This is a genomic window from Candidatus Methylomirabilota bacterium (genome assembly GCA_035709005.1).
In the GTDB taxonomy this organism is placed as follows: Bacteria; Methylomirabilota; Methylomirabilia; order Rokubacteriales; family CSP1-6; genus 40CM-4-69-5.
Genome location: DASTFB010000106.1, coordinates 1 through 15,955, shown reverse-complemented (window position 1 = coordinate 15,955; position 15,955 = coordinate 1). Strand labels below are relative to the sequence as shown.

15 protein-coding genes are annotated in these 15,955 nt (G+C 69.2%); 5 read left to right on the top strand and 10 right to left on the bottom strand.

Translation table 11 applies throughout. The features are described 5' to 3' along the window. The 6 genes from VFR64_19775 to VFR64_19750 all read right to left on the bottom strand — a co-directional run. Nucleotides 1-3,386 (bottom strand): adenylate/guanylate cyclase domain-containing protein (locus VFR64_19775; GenBank protein HET9491975.1); only part of this gene is annotated, 3,386 nt, incomplete at its 3' end. Nucleotides 3,387-3,590: 204 nt separating this feature from the next. Then, entirely contained in the window at nucleotides 3,591-3,740 is a 150-nt protein-coding gene (locus VFR64_19770; GenBank protein HET9491974.1) for a hypothetical protein, read from the bottom strand. Nucleotides 3,741-3,750: 10 nt separating this feature from the next. Beyond that, entirely contained in the window at nucleotides 3,751-4,038 is a 288-nt protein-coding gene (locus VFR64_19765; GenBank protein ID HET9491973.1) for a DUF1330 domain-containing protein, read from the bottom strand. A 21-nt stretch (nucleotides 4,039-4,059) separates the two neighbouring features. Then, nucleotides 4,060-4,407 carry a 4a-hydroxytetrahydrobiopterin dehydratase gene (locus tag VFR64_19760; GenBank protein ID HET9491972.1) on the bottom strand — a complete coding sequence of 116 codons (348 nt, stop codon included), beginning with the start codon at nucleotides 4,405-4,407 and terminating at the stop codon, nucleotides 4,060-4,062. 26 nt (nucleotides 4,408-4,433) lie between these two features. Then, nucleotides 4,434-5,435: an ABC transporter substrate-binding protein gene (locus VFR64_19755; GenBank protein HET9491971.1), complete on the bottom strand. Its 1,002-nt coding sequence runs from the start codon at nucleotides 5,433-5,435 to the stop codon at nucleotides 4,434-4,436. 56 nt (nucleotides 5,436-5,491) lie between these two features. Further along, nucleotides 5,492-5,668, bottom strand: a complete 177-nt coding sequence (locus tag VFR64_19750; GenBank protein HET9491970.1) for a hypothetical protein — start codon at nucleotides 5,666-5,668, stop codon at nucleotides 5,492-5,494. 156 nt (nucleotides 5,669-5,824) lie between these two features. On the opposite strand from VFR64_19750, the gene VFR64_19745 reads away from it, so the two are divergent. Further along, nucleotides 5,825-5,959 (top strand): hypothetical protein, encoded by a 135-nt coding sequence (locus VFR64_19745; GenBank protein HET9491969.1) that lies wholly within the window; start codon nucleotides 5,825-5,827, stop codon nucleotides 5,957-5,959. A 199-nt stretch (nucleotides 5,960-6,158) separates the two neighbouring features. Beyond that, a complete protein-coding gene (locus VFR64_19740; protein ID HET9491968.1) occupies nucleotides 6,159-7,412 on the top strand; it encodes an MFS transporter in 1,254 nt (417 codons plus the stop codon). A 43-nt stretch (nucleotides 7,413-7,455) separates the two neighbouring features. On the opposite strand, the gene VFR64_19735 is transcribed toward VFR64_19740, so the two are convergent. From VFR64_19735 to VFR64_19725, 3 genes are all read right to left on the bottom strand, one after another. Further along, nucleotides 7,456-7,884 (bottom strand): cupin domain-containing protein, encoded by a 429-nt coding sequence (locus tag VFR64_19735; GenBank protein ID HET9491967.1) that lies wholly within the window; start codon nucleotides 7,882-7,884, stop codon nucleotides 7,456-7,458. Between the two features lie 138 nt (nucleotides 7,885-8,022). Further along, complete coding sequence (locus VFR64_19730) at nucleotides 8,023-9,954, bottom strand: alpha-amylase family glycosyl hydrolase (protein HET9491966.1); 1,932 nt, start codon at nucleotides 9,952-9,954, stop codon at nucleotides 8,023-8,025. A gap of 460 nt (nucleotides 9,955-10,414) precedes the next feature. Beyond that, entirely contained in the window at nucleotides 10,415-11,989 is a 1,575-nt protein-coding gene (locus VFR64_19725; GenBank protein ID HET9491965.1) for an ATP-binding protein, read from the bottom strand. A gap of 235 nt (nucleotides 11,990-12,224) precedes the next feature. On the opposite strand from VFR64_19725, the gene VFR64_19720 reads away from it, so the two are divergent. The 3 genes from VFR64_19720 (at nucleotide 12,225) to VFR64_19710 (ending at nucleotide 14,975) form a co-directional block, all read left to right on the top strand. Further along, nucleotides 12,225-12,644 (top strand): hypothetical protein, encoded by a 420-nt coding sequence (locus VFR64_19720; protein ID HET9491964.1) that lies wholly within the window; start codon nucleotides 12,225-12,227, stop codon nucleotides 12,642-12,644. Further along, nucleotides 12,641-13,273, top strand: a complete 633-nt coding sequence (locus VFR64_19715) for a zeta toxin family protein (GenBank protein ID HET9491963.1) — start codon at nucleotides 12,641-12,643, stop codon at nucleotides 13,271-13,273. Before VFR64_19720 ends, VFR64_19715 begins: the two co-directional genes overlap by 4 nt. A gap of 208 nt (nucleotides 13,274-13,481) precedes the next feature. Then, nucleotides 13,482-14,975, top strand: a complete 1,494-nt coding sequence (locus VFR64_19710; GenBank protein ID HET9491962.1) for a M48 family metallopeptidase — start codon at nucleotides 13,482-13,484, stop codon at nucleotides 14,973-14,975. Between the two features lie 70 nt (nucleotides 14,976-15,045). Here the strand turns inward: VFR64_19710 and VFR64_19705 are convergent, their stop codons facing one another. After that, entirely contained in the window at nucleotides 15,046-15,831 is a 786-nt protein-coding gene (locus VFR64_19705; GenBank protein HET9491961.1) for an alpha/beta hydrolase, read from the bottom strand. Nucleotides 15,832-15,955 lie beyond the last annotated feature (124 nt).

The window sequence follows — 15,955 nt, the reverse complement described above, 5'->3', positions numbered from 1 at the left end:
GCCTCGTCCCACGGCAGGCAGTGCCGACGGGCCAGCACGACCGCCTCGTCGAAGGCAGCCGCTGCCTCCTTCCATCGGCGCTCTGCGCCGGCGAGCATGCCCTTGACGAGGAACAGGGGACCGGGCAGGCCGTACCAGCGCCGCCCCGGCTCGAGCAGGGCGAACCCGCGCTGCAGGACTGGCCCGACCCGCTCGGGATGGCCCGCGCGCAGGTGCAGCTCGCCCAGGACGGGAAGCGCCCAGAGCTCGAGCAGGACGTTGCCGCCTTCCCGGGCGACCGTCAGAGCGCGGGAGAGGAGCGCCTCCGCCCCGGCAAAGTCCTCCAGCTCGAGGCGCAGCTGACCCAGCACGAGCGCACACGCGGCGAACGCCGCCCGGTGGTTGCGCTCTTCATAGATAGGCAGGAGGCGCTCCAGGTAGGACTTCGCCTGGTCCCACCGCCCGCATCGCAGATGGTGGAACCCGACGGCGGCGCCATCCTCGTAGATGCACCCGAGCATGCTGCGGGCCTCGCTGCGCTCGACGGCGGCGCACGCCTCTCGGGCCCGGGCGACGTCCCCGGCGAGCGTGTACACGAAGGTGAGCGGGCGCTGCAGCATGCCCTCGAAGACGGGGCTCGTCTTGAGCACGTGGGGCAGCACCCGTTCGCCCCACTCCGCCGCCCTCGGGACATCACGGGCCAGCGCCAGAGCGAGGCAGAGCTCGTGGCCCATCACCGCCATCACCATGGGGATGGCCGCCTTGAGGACCGGCTCCCAGTTAGGCTCGGCGTAGCCGATCCCCTCGTCGATGCGTCCCGTGTAGGTCAGCGCGGTTCCGAGCGAGGTGCCCATCGGCACGCCGAGCCGCGCGAACATGTCCACGGCCCGCTGCGCCCACTCCAGGGTGGTCGCCGGCTGGCAGCGGTGCAGATAGAGGTGGCCGGTGCGCTGGAAGACCAGGCCCTTTTCGACGCTGTCCGGATCGCGCTCCACGAGCGCGGCCGCCGCCTCGAGGTGCTTGAGCCCGAAATCTTCCCGCGCGCCGTCCCACTGCCAGGTATAGAGCGCCTGGATGTGCAGGTGCATGGCGACCGCGCCACGCTTGTCGCCCAGCTCCTCGAACAGCTCCAGGGCCGACTCGGCGTAGTGCAGGCTCGCATCGGGATCCCCGATGTACTGCGTCACGGTGGCGAGCTTCCGGAAGATCTCGGCCCGCACCGGCCGGTCGCCGGCATCGATCAGCGGCAGCGCCTGCTCGTAGAGGGCGCGCGCCTCGTTGTTGGCGTACGCGCCGGCCGCTCGGTCCGCGGCCTTGAGCAGGTACTCCAGGGCCTTGGCCGGCCGCTCCGCCCGGGAGAAGTGATACGCGAGGACGCCATAGCGCTCGGGGAGGCGTCCGGCGTACAGCTCCTCGAGGGCCAGGCCGATGCGGGCGTGCAGCTCCTTGCGCCGATGGAGGAGGATGGACTCGTAGGCCGTCTCCTGGGTGAGGGCGTGCTTGAAGACGAAGGCGACCTCGCCGTGGATGCTCTTCTCGTGGATCAGCTCGACGGCCTTGAGCTGCTCCAGGGCCTCCCTCGTCTGGCCCGCGGGCTCGGCGATGCGGTCGAGGAGCCGGCGAGGGAACTCGCGGCCGACGACGGAGGCGAGCTGGAGCACCCGCTTCGGCCCCTCGCCGAGCCGGTCGATCCGGGCCATGATAAAGTCCTGGATCGTCGACCGCACCGCGATCTCCGCCGGAGGGCGGGTCAGCACGTAGCGGTCGTCGACGTGCCGCAGCGCCCCGGTGTCCTGCAGGGTCCGGACGATCTCCTCGAGGAAGAACGGGTTTCCCTCGGCCTTGTCGAGCAGCAGGGCCTCGACCTCGCCGGGAAGCTCCGACGTTCCCACCATCGCACGCGCCATCCGGAGGCTGTCCGTCGCGGGAAGGGCCCCTAGCGGGACGTGAACGTGATAGGTCCGCTCGCCGAAGGGTGGGGTGTAGCCCGTGCGGTACGGAAGCAGCAGGAGCAGCCGACTGGTGGGCACGCTGTCGGCGATGAAGCGAACGTAGTCCTCGGTGGCCCGGTCCATCCACTGAGCATCTTCGAGCACGAGGACTTGCGGCCGCCGCTCGGCGGCGCGCAGGGTGAGCTGGCGCAGGGCCTCGAAGATCTCGCTCCGGTGCCGCCGCGGCTCCATCTTCAGCACGGCGGGGTCGCCAGGATCCACGGACAGAAGGGATTTCAGATAGGGCAGACCGGGACGCAGGTCCTCCCCGAGGCGGCCCACGCTGTCCTCGATCTTCTGTGCCACCACGGCCTCCGCGTCGTGCTCGTCGATGCGGAAGGCTCGTTTCAGCGCCTGGATCAGCGGGTGAAAGACCATCGCGTCCCCGAAGGGCAGCGCGCGGCCTTCGAGCCAGGTGGCCCGATCGCCCAGGCGCCGTTGGAACTCCAGCAAGAGGCGCGACTTGCCGATCCCCGGATCGCCGATGACGAACCCGATCCGACCCCGGCCGGCGGCGGCGCTCTCGAAGCTCTCGAGAAGGGTGCCCAGCTCGCGCTCCCGCCCGACGAACGGCGTGAAGCCGTGCGCGGCCTCCACCTCGAGCCGTGTCCGGGCCGTCCGCGGGGCGATGACCTCCCACACACGGATCGGCGCTGTCTTGCCCTTGACCGGGACCTCGCCCAGGGCGCCGGTCTCGAAGTAGTCCGCAATGAGCTGATGCGTGGCCTCGGACACGAGCACCTGCCCCGGCGTGGCCGCCTGCTGGAGCCGCGCGGCGACGTTCGTCGTGTCGCCCACCGCCGTGTAGTCCATGCGGAGATCGCTGCCGATGCTGCCGACCACGACGAGGCCCGTGTTCAGGCCTTGCCGGACCTGCAGCGTGACCCTCGGATGGAGCCGCGATCGGTCCTGCTCGAGCGCTTTCCGGATGCCGAGCGCGGCGTGCAGGGCCCGCTGCGCGTGGTCCTCGTGGGCGATCGGCGCCCCGAACAGGGCCATGATCCCGTCGCCCAGGAACTGGTTCACGGTGCCCTCGTACCGGTGGACCTCGCCCAGCATCAGCCGTAGGACCCGCGCCATCATGGCGTGGACGTCTTCGGGATCCATCTGCTCGGAGAGCGCGGTGAAGCCCGTGACATCGGCGAAGAGCACGGTGACCTGTTTGCGCTCGCCCTCCAGCGCGCTCTGCAGTGTCAGGATCTTCTCGGCGAGATGCTTCGGCGTGTAGCTCTCGGGAGGCCCCAGGTGGACGCTGGCGAGGGCGCCGCCCAGGGCGGTGCCGCACGCATCGCAGAACTTGCTCTCCCGCGCGATGAGGCTGCCGCACCCCGGACACCGAGGATCCAGGTGGGTCCCGCACTCCCGGCAGAAGGAGGCGCCGTCGCGGTTCTCGGTCGCGCAGCGAGAACAACGCATCAGGCGGCAGCTCGCAGGCAGGGAGGGTCGCCGCCATGCCATCGATGGGTATGACTACGGAAGGGCGCCCGGGGAGCCTCAATCGTGAGCACTGCACCTCCACGGGGACGGACCCCTCGGACCCCTGTGATCATAGGGATCGCGTCCAGCCCTGTCAACGAACACCGAAAGGTTAGGTGAGCGTTCCGCCGCGCGCTGATCATGCTACGGCATCGGAGGGAAAGCGCGGCGATAGTCGCGGCCCTTCGCCACGAACGCGAGCGACTCCTCTTCCTGCCAGAGCACGGCCACCTGCTTGCCGCTCTCGACCAGACCGCGGGCGACGTCCAGAAGATCGGCGCTCGGCATCTGCATCGTGAAGCTCCTACGCCCCTTCCACCAGCACCAGATTCGTCTTCGCGGCCCTCGTTCGCAGGCCGATGATCTTCTGATAGTCCGGGGACGTGTAGAATTCCCGGGCCCGGGCCACGGTGGGAAACTCGATCAGCGTCAGGCGCTTCGGCTTCCACTGGCCCTCCAGGACGTCCGGGGTGCCGCCCCGAGCCAGGAACCGTCCCCCGTACTTGTCCAACACGGGCCCGACGACCCGCCGGTACTCGTCGAATCCGGTGGCATCAGTCACGTCGATGTCGACCACGAAGTATGCGGCCATCTCATCCTCGCTTTCGGCGTCCTATCGCGATCCCCCAAAGAGCGCGTCCGTCTTCGCCGCCATGATGAAGTCGTTGCGGTGCAGGCCGCCGATCGCGTGCGTCCACCAGGTGACGGTGACGCGCCCCCACTCGGTGAGGAGGGCGGGATGATGGCCCTCGTCCTCGGCCAGCGCCCCGACCCGGTTGGTGAAGGCCAACGCCTCGAGAAAGTTCGGGAAGCGGAACATCCGCTCGAGGCGGGAGATCCCCTCACGCTCCACCAGATTCCACTCGGGGATCTCCCGCCGGAGCCTGGCCATCTCCGCCTCCGTCACGCGGGGCGAGTCCGGGCGGCAGGCGACGCAGCGTTCGGCGGGCAACGGGCTCATTCGGACTCAACCTCCTCGGCGGTCCATTACTCGATGACCTCATCCGCTTGTCGCAACAGCGACGGGGGAATGGTCAGGCCGAGGGCGCCTGCCGCCTTGAGGTTGATCACCAGCTCGAACCTGGTTGGAGGCTCCACCTGAAGGTCAGCAGGCTTCGCCCCCTTGAGGATCCTGTCGACATAGCCCGCGACCTGCCCGGCCAGATCGCCGAACCGCGGACCATACGCCACGAGACCTCCAGTCCGGACGAAGTCCGCCGTCGGGTAAACGGCGGGCAGCCGACCCATCGTAGCGAACTCCGTGATCCGATACCGCTTTGCATAGGTCAGGGCGTCGAGCGTCACGAGGAGCGCCTGGCCCTGGGACAGGGCGATCGTTATCAGCGCCGTTTCGAGCTCCTCGGGGTCACGGACCTTGTTCGGCTCGAGCGTCGGCCCGGGCGGCCGGGCCGTTGTGAGCAAGGCCTTCGCCTCCCCGCTCGCGCCGGCATCATCGGGATTCCAGAGGACGGTGACCCGCGCCAGCGTCGGTGCGATCTGCGTGAGGATCTCCAACCGACGCCTGGTCGGCTCGAGCTCGCTCAGCGAGACGCCCGTCACGTTCGCCGATCGGCGCTGAGGCCCGACGCCCGCGCCAGGGCGCGGATCGTACGGCGCGAGCATCACGATGGGAATGGTGGCCGTCACGTCCATGGCCGCCTGGAGCGCTTCGGCGCCGATCGCCACGATGACCCCTGGCCTGCGTTGCGCGAGATCCTGAGCCACCGTCATCAGCTGGGCTCGATTCGACGCGCAGCCGCGTTCGTAGGTGATGTCGCGGCCGTGAAGGTGGCCCATCCGTTGGAGCGCGTCACGGATGCCCTCGGCTGGAAACACCAGCTCGTACGAGCCGGGCCGCGGGCAGGGCGCTTCGAGATACCCGATGGCTGTGGGCTTTGGCGGCGGCTGCGCGTCAGCACCCGTCAGGATGGTCAGCAGCAGCGTGGGGCCGATGAAGAGCGACCGCACGAGCCCGGAACGGCCCAGCATACCTCCACCTCCACGGGCCAGCCGCCCTCGAAGCACGATCCTGTCCCGGGCCGCCATCAACAGGCCGCGGGCTGCTTCAGGTGTCTGAAGCCCCAGTTCAGCGTCCAGGTCACCATGCTGTCGCGGATGCTCTGCCGCCGGACGTGATGCGAGAAGCGCCGGACCAGCGAGGGGAGCGAGTAGAAGTTCCGATACGCCCATTCGAGCCCCTCGCCCAGACGCTCCGGGGACATCCCGCCGGGCCGGATGACGACCTGGAAGAGGTTGAACCGGGCCCAGTGGGCCGGATCCTTCCAGGGCTCGTAGAGCAGGCGGCCGTCGCGCCGACCGCCGCCTTGTAGCTCTTGTCCGCCTCGCGCAGCGACTCCTGGCTCAGCGATTCGAAGCCGATGAGCACGCCGACGCAGCCGCTCTTCTGGGCCAGGGCGAGGAGCTCGGGCTTCTGGGCCAGCGCGGTGGTCGCCTGGGTGACCCATCTGAGCTCGAGGCCGCTCTCGATCAGGCCGCGCATCAAGGCCTTGTAGCTTCACCACGCCCCGTCCCTGAAACGCCGGCACGATCAGCGTGACTTTCATCGTTCACGACCTCCTGCCGCCTGGCTCGCGCGCGGCTAGGCTAGTCCCGGCGTTCGCTGTCGTCACGGTGCGCCGCGTCAGCCGCCACGCCTCCCGGCGCCAAGACAACCGAAACGGTGCCCGCGAGACTGCTATAGTCTGAAGCGGCATGGCGACCCCACGGGTGTTCTACGGCTGGTGGGTGGTCTTCGCGTTCTCGTTCATGACGCTCACCTCCACGGGGATCCGCCACGCCGTGGGGCCCTTCCTCAAGCCGATCGTGGCCGACCTCGGGCTCGACCGCGCGAGCTTCTCGCTGGTGATCGCGGTGAGCCTCTTCCTCTACGGCGTGTTCGGGCTGCTCGTCGGCTGGGCCCTCGATCGGTTCGGCGTGCGGGCGACCGCGGCGGTGGGCACGCTGCTCCTCGTCCTGTCCCTGGTGCTGACGGCACTCGTCCGGAACTTCTGGGAGTTCGCCGCCGTGTACGGCGTGCTGCTGCCCCTCGGCCTGGCGGTCACCGGGCCGGTGATGGCCTCGGGCGTGGTCGCGCGGTGGTTCAGCCGGCGCCGGGGCACCGCGCTCTCGATCCTGGGCAGCGCGTCGATGACCGGGATGAGCCTGCTGGTGCCGCTGGTGACCTGGCTCATCCTGGCCTACGGCTGGCGGAGCGCCTACATGCTCGTCGCCGCCGGCGTCCTGGCCGGCATGCTGCCGCTGTCGCTCTGGGTGATCCGGGAGTCGCCGGAATCGATGCGCCTGGCCCCGGACGGGGCCACGCCCGGACCGACGACGGCGCAGGCGCCGGAGCGCGTGTCCGCCGTCACCGCCATGCAGACGCTCGCCTTCTGGCAGCTCGCCGGCTCGTTCTTCACCTGCGGCTTCTCGATGAGCCTGCTCTCCGCGCACGGGGTGCCGATGCTCACCGATCACGGCTACACGCCGATGTTCGCCTCGTGGACGTTCGGCGTGCTCGGCGGCTCGAGCATGGCGTGCACGATCGTGCTGGGCGCGCTCTCCGACCGGTTCGGCCGGCGCCCGGTGCTCGCCTCGATCTACGCGGGGCGCGTGGCCATCTTCGCCGGGTTGTTCCTCATCCGCGACAACCCGGTGGCGATCCTGACGGTGGCCGTCCTCGGCGGCATCACGATGGCAGGGACCGGCTCGATGACGTCGGCCCTCACGGCCGACATCTGGGGGCGCTTCTCGGTCAGCCCGGTGCTCGGCGTGATCTTCCTGGTCCACCAGACGGGCTCCGCTCTGGGCTCCTCCCTCGCCGGCTACCTGTTCGAGACCACCGGCGGCTACGGCGCGGCGTTCGTCCTGGCCTGCATCTTCCTGATGGCCGCGGCCGTCGTGGCCCTCAGGATCGACACGGGCTCGCGCCGCGTCTGGCGCCCCGCGACCGCTCCGGCCCTGGACTGACGCGGAGGGCCGGGCTTGTCACCCGGCCCTCCCGCCCGGCCTGTCAGTCCGCCTTGTACATCAGCGGCTCCCCTTCGCCGTGCACCTGGAAGACCACAATCTCCGTCGGCTCTGTGCTGCTTATGTTGCGGCCGACCATCGTCGTGCCAATCGGCTCGACGTACACCCGGCCGGCCGGGAACGTCTGTCGGCGCTTTCCAGTCTCGTCGATCGCGAGCGTGCCTTTTGCGACGTAGACGAAGACGGGGCCCGTATGGTAGTGCTTCCCACCGACGTACCCGGGTGGGAGCTTGAACTGAATAATGCTGATCTTCTTCCCCTGGACGCCGTGGAGTGCCGTCTCCACAAGCTTCTTGCTCTCAGCCTTTGGCGTGTACGCTTCTTTCGGCTGAGCGTTGATGAGACCAGCGCTCGTCGCCCCGACGGCGATCCCGAGCGCGCACGTGAGGATCAGTCCGGCTCCGGGTCGCATCGCGCATCCTCCTGTCTCACAAGAGTGCAGTTGTCGGTCGATTCGTTTATCGCGAGACTGGGTCGGGAGGGCCGCGTGAGCACACCGGCTCTCTCCGGCACGTGGACGAACGGTGAGACGCTCTGCCTTTCTCGTTCATCAGGCCGGCACCAGCACCTGCACCTCGCTGCCCCGCAACACCACCGGTAGCGCCGCCGCCCGGCCGGTCGTCACCTGGCTGTCGCGGTGAAAGCGCGCCCCCGGCACCACGCTCACCGTGCCTTTGCCCGTCGTGCCCAGGTTGCTGAAGGCCACCCGCATCTCGCGTGGTGGTGAGTTCAGGTCGAGGTCCATCAGCAGCGAGCCCGAAAACCCGGCGCTGCCGGTGTTCGCCACGACGAGGACCTCGCGGTCGACGAGGATCCGGGAGAAGGCCACGACCCCCCCGCGGCCGAACGCGTCGCCGAAGTCGAGGCCGTTGCCGGACACCTCCCGGAAGTACAGCCGCCCGTAGGCCAGCGGCGGCTCGTTCCGGCGGAGCTGCGCGAGCGCCTGGATCGCTCCATACACCGGATGCCCCGGGTCGAACGCCGTCGGCGTCTTGCCCCAGAGCGCCTCGCGCACGGACTCCAGCGAGCTCAGATCCGGGTTGCCGCTCGCATCCACCGTGCCCGACAGCCCTTGCTCGGTGCCGTAGTAGACGCACGGAATGCCCTGGAGCGTGAACAGCAGGGCCAGAGCCAGCGTCACCTGCTCGCGCGGCGTGTCCGGATGCCGGATGCGCTGGTGCTGGTCGTGGTTGTCGAGGAAGGTCACGAAGAACCGCCCGGCCTCCCCGTGCGTGCTCAGGAGCTCCTGCTCCTGCCGCTTGCGCTCCAGGAAGACGCGCCGGATCGCCTCGACCGGGACCAGGCCCTTCGCGACGCCGGGCAGCTCGTAGAACAGGGGGAAATCGAGGGCCGCGTCGATGCCGAAGCCCTCGCCGGACCCGCCGTTGCGCCCGACGAACTTCGCGATGGTCGTCTCGTCGTCGTAGACCTCGCCGAAGGTGAAGAAGTTCTTCTTGCCGATGCTGAGCGCGAACTCCCGCATGGCGTTGCCGAACGTCTCGATCGCCTCCGGGTCGACGTACTTGACGGTGTCCAGGCGAAAGCCGTCGAGGTCGTACCGGGCCACCAGGTAGTGATAAGCGCGGATGAGGATGGACAGCACCGGTCGCACCCCGTGGCGGGTGCGGAAGGCCGCCTGGTCCGATCCGCTGGCGTCGTATTCGACCACGAGCTGGCGCATGTCGCCGAAGTCGCCGCGCACGAAGCCCAGCGCGTCCGGATCGTCCGTGAGCTTCTGCCCGCGCCGGCGAAAGAAGACCCGCTCCTGCAGGTCGGTGGGCCACACGGCGTCGTCCGGCGAAAGCTGCGAGGGGTGCGGCAAGATCTCCGTCCAGTCGCTGCGCGGGAACCCCAGGCCGTTCAGCCACTGGATGGGCGGCTCGCTGCCGAGCGGCCCGTCCATCACGGCCTGGTCGGCGAAGCTCGCGACGACGCCCTCCGGCCGTACGTAGTCGAAGACCCGGGCGGCGTGGTTCAGCACGATATCCGCGATGACGTACATGCCCCGGGCATGCGCCTCGTCGACCAGGGCGGTGAGCTCGCGCTCGGCCGTGGCCCGCGTGCCGTCCGAGGCGAACCGCTCGTCCAGGTTCAGGAAATCCTGGGTCTGGTAGCCGTGGTAGTTCCACCGGAACTCATCCGGCCTGGGGTTCTTCAGCACCGGCGACAGCCAGATCGTCTTGACGCCGAGCGGCTCCAGATAGCCGAGCTGCGCCTGCACGCCCTTGAAGGTGCCGCCATGCCGGAAGTCGAAGCGCTGGTTCCAGGCCGCTCCGAGGGGCGGCGTCCCCGGATTGTTGAACCGATCGATCAGGAGGAAATAGATGAAGCCGTCGCGCCAGTCCCCGGGCGACGGAAACGGCGAATGAATGGTGCGCGGCTGGCCATCGACGAGCACCGACTTCGTGCGGCCGATGCGCGCGCCCTGCTGGGCGTCGAGAATGGTCTGGATGACGGTTGCCGCGGAGATGGTGTCCGGCATGACAATCACCTCAATCTGTCTTGCGCGTGACGACGATATTGGTGGCGTCTGAGAGCAGCCAGCTTCACGCCGGCGGTACCCAAGCCGCGATGATCGCTCATCACAGTTTCCCCTTATAGCGATCTCGGTCGAGAACCGGTCACGTGCACACCCTCCTGACACGTGCGGGTCGACGCGCTCGAACGACGGACGCCCAAGCGGGGGGGAGCAAACGCCACGCCAGGCCGCGCCGGGCCACACGCGTGCGCTCAGGCGCGCCGGGTTACTTCGCAGAAGGCAGTCTGGTCAGTTACCGGTGAGGCGCCGGAAGCGCTGCTCGGATCGCCAGTTCCGTCGCGGAAGGAGCGATTCGATCAACAGCGCCCGATGACGAGCGCTGGGGCGGATGTCGGCAGAGAGCGCCGGTGGTGGTGGTGGTGGTGAGCCGGCCCTCGGGCATCGGGCCCGGGCATCATGACTTTCAATCCCTCGGCAGCAACAGCTCGGCGAGCTGGCGCGGCGAGATGGGCTTCGTCAGGTGGGCGTCGAATCCGGCATCCGCCGAGCGCAGGCGGTCCTTGGCGCGCCCGAACCCGGTGATGGCGATCAGCAAGATCGCGTCGCCTCCCGGCGCGGCGCGCACGGCCTCGGCCACGGCACACCCGTCGATATCGGGAAGCCCCAGGTCGACGAGGATGACGTCCGGGCGGGCCCGCTGCACGACCTCGAGCCCGAGGGCGCCGCACTCCGCTTGCTCGACCCGGTGGCCCCACGACTCCAGCAGCAGGCCCAGGCCCTCACGGAAGTCCCGGTTGTCCTCGATGATCAGGATGTGACGGCCGCCGGACGACCCGAGCCCGGCCTCGAACGATTCGGGCTCCGTGGCGGCCTCCGAAACACGTGGCAGCCGCACGATGAACTCGCTCCCCCGATTGGGGCCGTCACTCGCTGCCAGGACCGTGCCCCCGTGCAGCTCCACCAGGCGCTTGACGATCGTCAGGCCCAGGCCGAGGCCGCCCGGCAAGCGCTCGGCGGGCTGGTTGGCCTGCACGAAGAGGTCGAACACGAGGGGCAGAAGGTCCTTGGAGATCCCCACCCCGGTGTCCCGCACGGTCAGCACCGCGTCACGCCCGTCGGCTTCGACCGCGACCTCCACGCGGCCCCCGGCCGGCGTGAACTTCACCGCATTGTCGAGCAGGTTCGAGACGATCTGCTCCAGGCGCGTCGCATCGCCGTCAACCCTGACCGACTCGCCCGTGAGGGTGAGGACGTGCTGCTCGCCCTTTCCCGCCCCGTGGAAGGCCGCGAGCACGCGCACGGCCACGTCGCGCAGGTCCTCGGGCCGCCGGTCGAGGACGATCTTCCCCGAGACGAGCTTCGAGACGTCCAGGAGATCCTCCACCAGGCGCGACAGGTGCTGCGTCTGGCGGAGGATGATCTCCCTGAGCCGCGCGGCCTTGTCGCCGGGGGTACCCAGCGTGTCGAGGACGTGGATGGCGGTCGCGATCGCCCCGAGCGGGTTGCGCAGCTCGTGGCCCAGGATCGCCAGGAACTCGTCCTTGGCGCGATTGGCCGCCTCCACGCTTCTCAGATGCAACGTCAGGATCTGCTCGTTCTTGCTCCTCAAACGCTCGCTGACCTGCAGGAGCACCTTGAATCCGATCTCCAGATGAGCGTCGGCGAGGATGCGCAACGCCTGGCCCTTGATCTCGAGCACGGTACAGGTTTCGTGCGCCCGGACGCTGGCCGAGCGCGGCCGGCCCTCGAAGAACCCCATCTCCCCGAAGGTCTCGCCCGGCAGCATGAGCGTCAGGAAGATGGTCTGACCGCCCTCGGCGGTGAGGACGGCTTCGGCAGACCCCGACCCGACCAGGAACAGGGAGTCGCCGGTCTCCCCTTCCCTGACGATGACGGCGCCAGGCTCGTAAACGCGCTCGGTGGAGACGTCATCGCTGAGGAGCCACTGGAGATTCTTGTCGTCCAGGGTGGAGAAGAACGAGTCGTGCTGGAGCAGCTCGGTCCAGTCCAGCACTTTCACGGCCCGCCCCCGGGCCACGGGCCGACAACCTGAGCGAACCCCATCTGAGCGAAACCCATACCAACATCCCGACCGCCCGACGTAGAACGAGAGGGCGTCAACTCTATGCCGGCGCCGCGGTGGGGTCAAGGAAATGCTGCGGGTCAGGGCCGAACGCCCCTACCCCTGGCGACCCGGTTGACCAGGCTCTCGACGGTAGTAAACTACTACCACTCGGGTAGTAGGGAGATACCTGCTCCGGTAAGGAGGCCGAATGCCCGCGCCCGTCAAGGTCTCGGACAAGCTCCTGGCGCTCGCCAAGGCGGAGGCCCGCGGCGCTCACCGCTCGGCCACCGCGCAGATCGAGCACTGGGCCACGCTCGGACGCGCCGTGGAGGTGCTGCTGGCCTATCGCGACGTGCTGGCGCTGAAGCGCGCAGGTCAGGCGCTGCCCGTGCCCGCCTTCGTCGAGCGCGAGGCGTTGCACGACTTGCTCACGCGGCTCGTCGAGAGCGGCAACCGCGAGGACGTCCAGGCGCGGATCCGTGCCGCCGGGACCCCGGTGTACACCACCCACCCGGATCAACCGGGGGCGATCGTCGAGATCCGGAGCGACGGCACCCGGACCGCCGGTCGCTTCGATGGCCGCCGCTTCCGGCCGACAGGAGGTAAGACCACGCCCAGGCGCACGTGAGGGCGGAGCCGCCGGGCTCGATCCGGGCGGCGCTGCCGACCCAGCCGGTCCTGGTGTTTCTCGCCGGGCCCAACGGCGCCGGGAAAACGACCTTCTTCGAGGCCTACCTGGAGCCGCTGGGGATCCCCAACATCAACGCCGACCGCATCGGACGGATCATCCGCGAGGCGGACCCGCGCGCCGGGCAAGACGCCATCGACCGCCGCGCCTTTCGGCAGGCCGACCGGCTGCGAAGCGCCCTGCTGGAAGCACGCCTGTCCTTCTGCACCGAGACGGTCTTCTCCGACCCGATGGGCGCCCGGCTACGGTTTCTGGAGAAAGCGCGGGTGGCGGGCTTCGCCGTCTTCCTGGTCTTCATCGGCCTTCGCGATCCGCTCCTCTCGACCGCCCGCGTGAGGCAGCGGGTCATGCAGGGTGGCCACGACGTCCCCGACGAGAAGCTGCGCGCCCGCTTCCCCCGGACGCTGGCCAATCTCCGATCAGCCATCCCGATCGCCGACGAGGCGTTCCTCCTCGACAACAGCTCGTACGACCACCCCTACCGTCCGGTCGCCGTCTATCGAAACGGGAAGCTCGTCGGCCACCACCCGCCCCTGCCTCCGTGGACGCAAGGGCTGCCCGGCCTGTGACGCCTGCCCCCCACATAGGCCGTCCGCACTAGCTCCCTGCTCCTCGAGCCGACAAATCATGCCGGCCGAGACGAGCCGGTGCCCCACCATCGGAGAAAGGGCGCACTTATAGTGCGCACTCCGCTTCGAGCCCGAGACGACCAGACAGGGAGCCCGTATGGGGAGAACGACGGCAGATAACTCGCCCTCCAGCACGCTGAGCGGTGGCATGTCGTTGACGGTCCGCGCCGTCATCGCGTTGGTCCTCATGATCGGCTTCTACGCCGTCGCGCTGGGTTTGGCCGGCTTCCTGCTCTACCTCCCCTACGCGGAAGTGGTCTACGCCCACCGGATCCACCTCAAGCTGCTCCTGTTCTGCCTGATCGGCGCGGCGATCATCGTCTCCGCGATCTGGCCGCGCCGGGACCGCTTCGACCCGCCCTGGCCGGTGTTGACCCGGAGAGAAGAATCCCGGCTCTTCCGCCTCCTCGAATCCGTCGCGCGGGCCACGGGGCAGCGGATGCCGAAGACGGTCTACCTCACGCCCGAGGTCAACGCCTGGGTCGCCCAGCGCGGTGGCGTGCTCGGCTTCGGCGGCCAGCGCGTCATGGGGCTGGGCTTGCCGCTGCTGGCCGTGCTCACCGAGCGCGAGCTGTTCGCCGTCCTGGCCCACGAGTTCGGCCATTTCCACGGCGGCGACACCATGCTGGGGCCGCTCATCTACCGCACGAGAAGCGCCATGGGCCGCACCATCGGGGCGCTCGAGGAGCACAGCTCGGCGCTCCGGTGGGTCTTCCTCGCCTACGGCAAGCTCTTCATCGCCGTCACCCACGCCATCTCGCGCCATCAAGAGCGCCTGGCGGACGCGCTGGCCGCCTCGGTCGCCGGCAGCACCGCGCTCAGCTCCGCGCTGAAGAAGATCCACGGCGCCGCCCTGGCCTTCGACTCCTACTGGTCGAACGAGGCGACGCCGGCGCTGGCCAGCGGCCTGCTCCCGCCCCTCGCCGCCGGCTTCGATCGGTTCGTCAACAGCGAGCGGGTCGCCCAGGCCACGCGGACCGCCCTCGACCGCGCCCTGGCCGAAGACAAGACCAGCGGTCACGACACCCATCCCCCGCTCCGCGAGCGGCTGCACGCCCTTGCGGGAATCGCCGACAGCGCCACGACCGAGGGCGGTGCGGCGATCGCCCTGCTGACGACCACGCTCGCCGCCCGGGAACGTGACCTCATGAACGCCATGCTGAAGCCCGAGGTGGCGCAGCGGCTGCAGGTGAGCACCTGGGAAGATGTCGCCGCGCGAGTCTACCTGCCCCAGTACGAGGCCGTCAGCCAGCAGTACGGTGGCCACTGCGCCGGGATCAAGATCGGGGACGTGCCGACGTGCGCCCGCGACGTCGCCCTCGCCATCGCCGAGCGGATGGCCGCTCAGAGCGACGAAGCGTGGTCCGATGACCGGCGCCTCCGCCAGGGCGCCTGGGCCATCGGCGCCATCATGGCGGCCACGCTGGCAAAAGCCGACTGGACCCTGACGACGGCCCCCGGCGACCCCGTGTGCCTGGTGAATGGCGACATGAGCGTAGACCCATTCAGCCTGGCCCACGCGATCGTCATCAGAACGATGAATGCGGCCGAGTGGGCCGAGCGGTGTGGAACTCTAGGGATCGCCGGGATGCCGCTCGTGTCCGAGACGGCGCAGATCCAGGAGCCCCACCCGGCCACATAGGCGAGTCGCCCTACCGCAGTCCCGTCCCTCGCGGCGCGCCGGGCGGAGCCACGCCGAGCTCGCGGCAGCGTCAACGACTGGGCGGGGCGCTGACGTCCTGCGCGTAAGGCCGCTTGAGCATCCAGTTCACGATCGCCTCGATCGTCTCCGCCTCCCGGCCCAGGAACCCGTGGGCGCTCATGGGCTCGCACGCGCCCGAGGTCGCCGGCAGGCCGCCTCGGACGGTTACGAGCGGAAACCGCCGCCCAAGCAGGTACGCATCGACGTACGGAGACGCCGGGCAGCCGTCGTCGTGATGATGGACCAGCAGGACCGGCACCTTCACGCTCGCAAAATCGAACCGGCTCAGTCCCGGACCTGGCTCGCGCGAGCGAATGCCGGTGGCCCGGTACATGCTCGACGTCAGGACGACGCCCGCGATGCCTCGCTCGAGCCGGGCACCCAGGCTGGCGACCGAGACCGAGCCTCGACTGGTGCCCACCAGAAACACCGGCAGGTCGGGGAACCGACGGCCCAGATCCGCCAGCACCGCGCGGACGTCGGTGCGGTGCTCCTCGCCGAATCGAAACTCGTCGGTCATGCCCCAGCCGGACTGTGCGTCCGAAGGCGCCTCGAAGATAGCGGCGACGACGCCCTGGCGCACGAACTGTCCCCGAGTCCGAACCAGGAAGTTGCCCTGGGCGAACTTGATCCGACCGGCCTCTGATCGGAGGCGAATGTACCCGCCCCCGCCGGGGAAGAGCAACGCGACCGCTCGAGGGGTCTCGGGGCTCCGGGCGAGGAAATAGGGCTGCACGACACCCGGCCGCGTGTCCAGGCTGACGAGCTCTTGCCCCTGGGCGGGGCAGACGAGCACGGACCAAGTCGCGAGCAAAATGAGGATCAGGAAGCGCATTCCACGTCGAAAACAGTCCCGATGTGGAGGTTGCTCGGTCGGATCAGTCGATAGTCTGAAACTCGACTCTGCGGGCGTCGGTCAC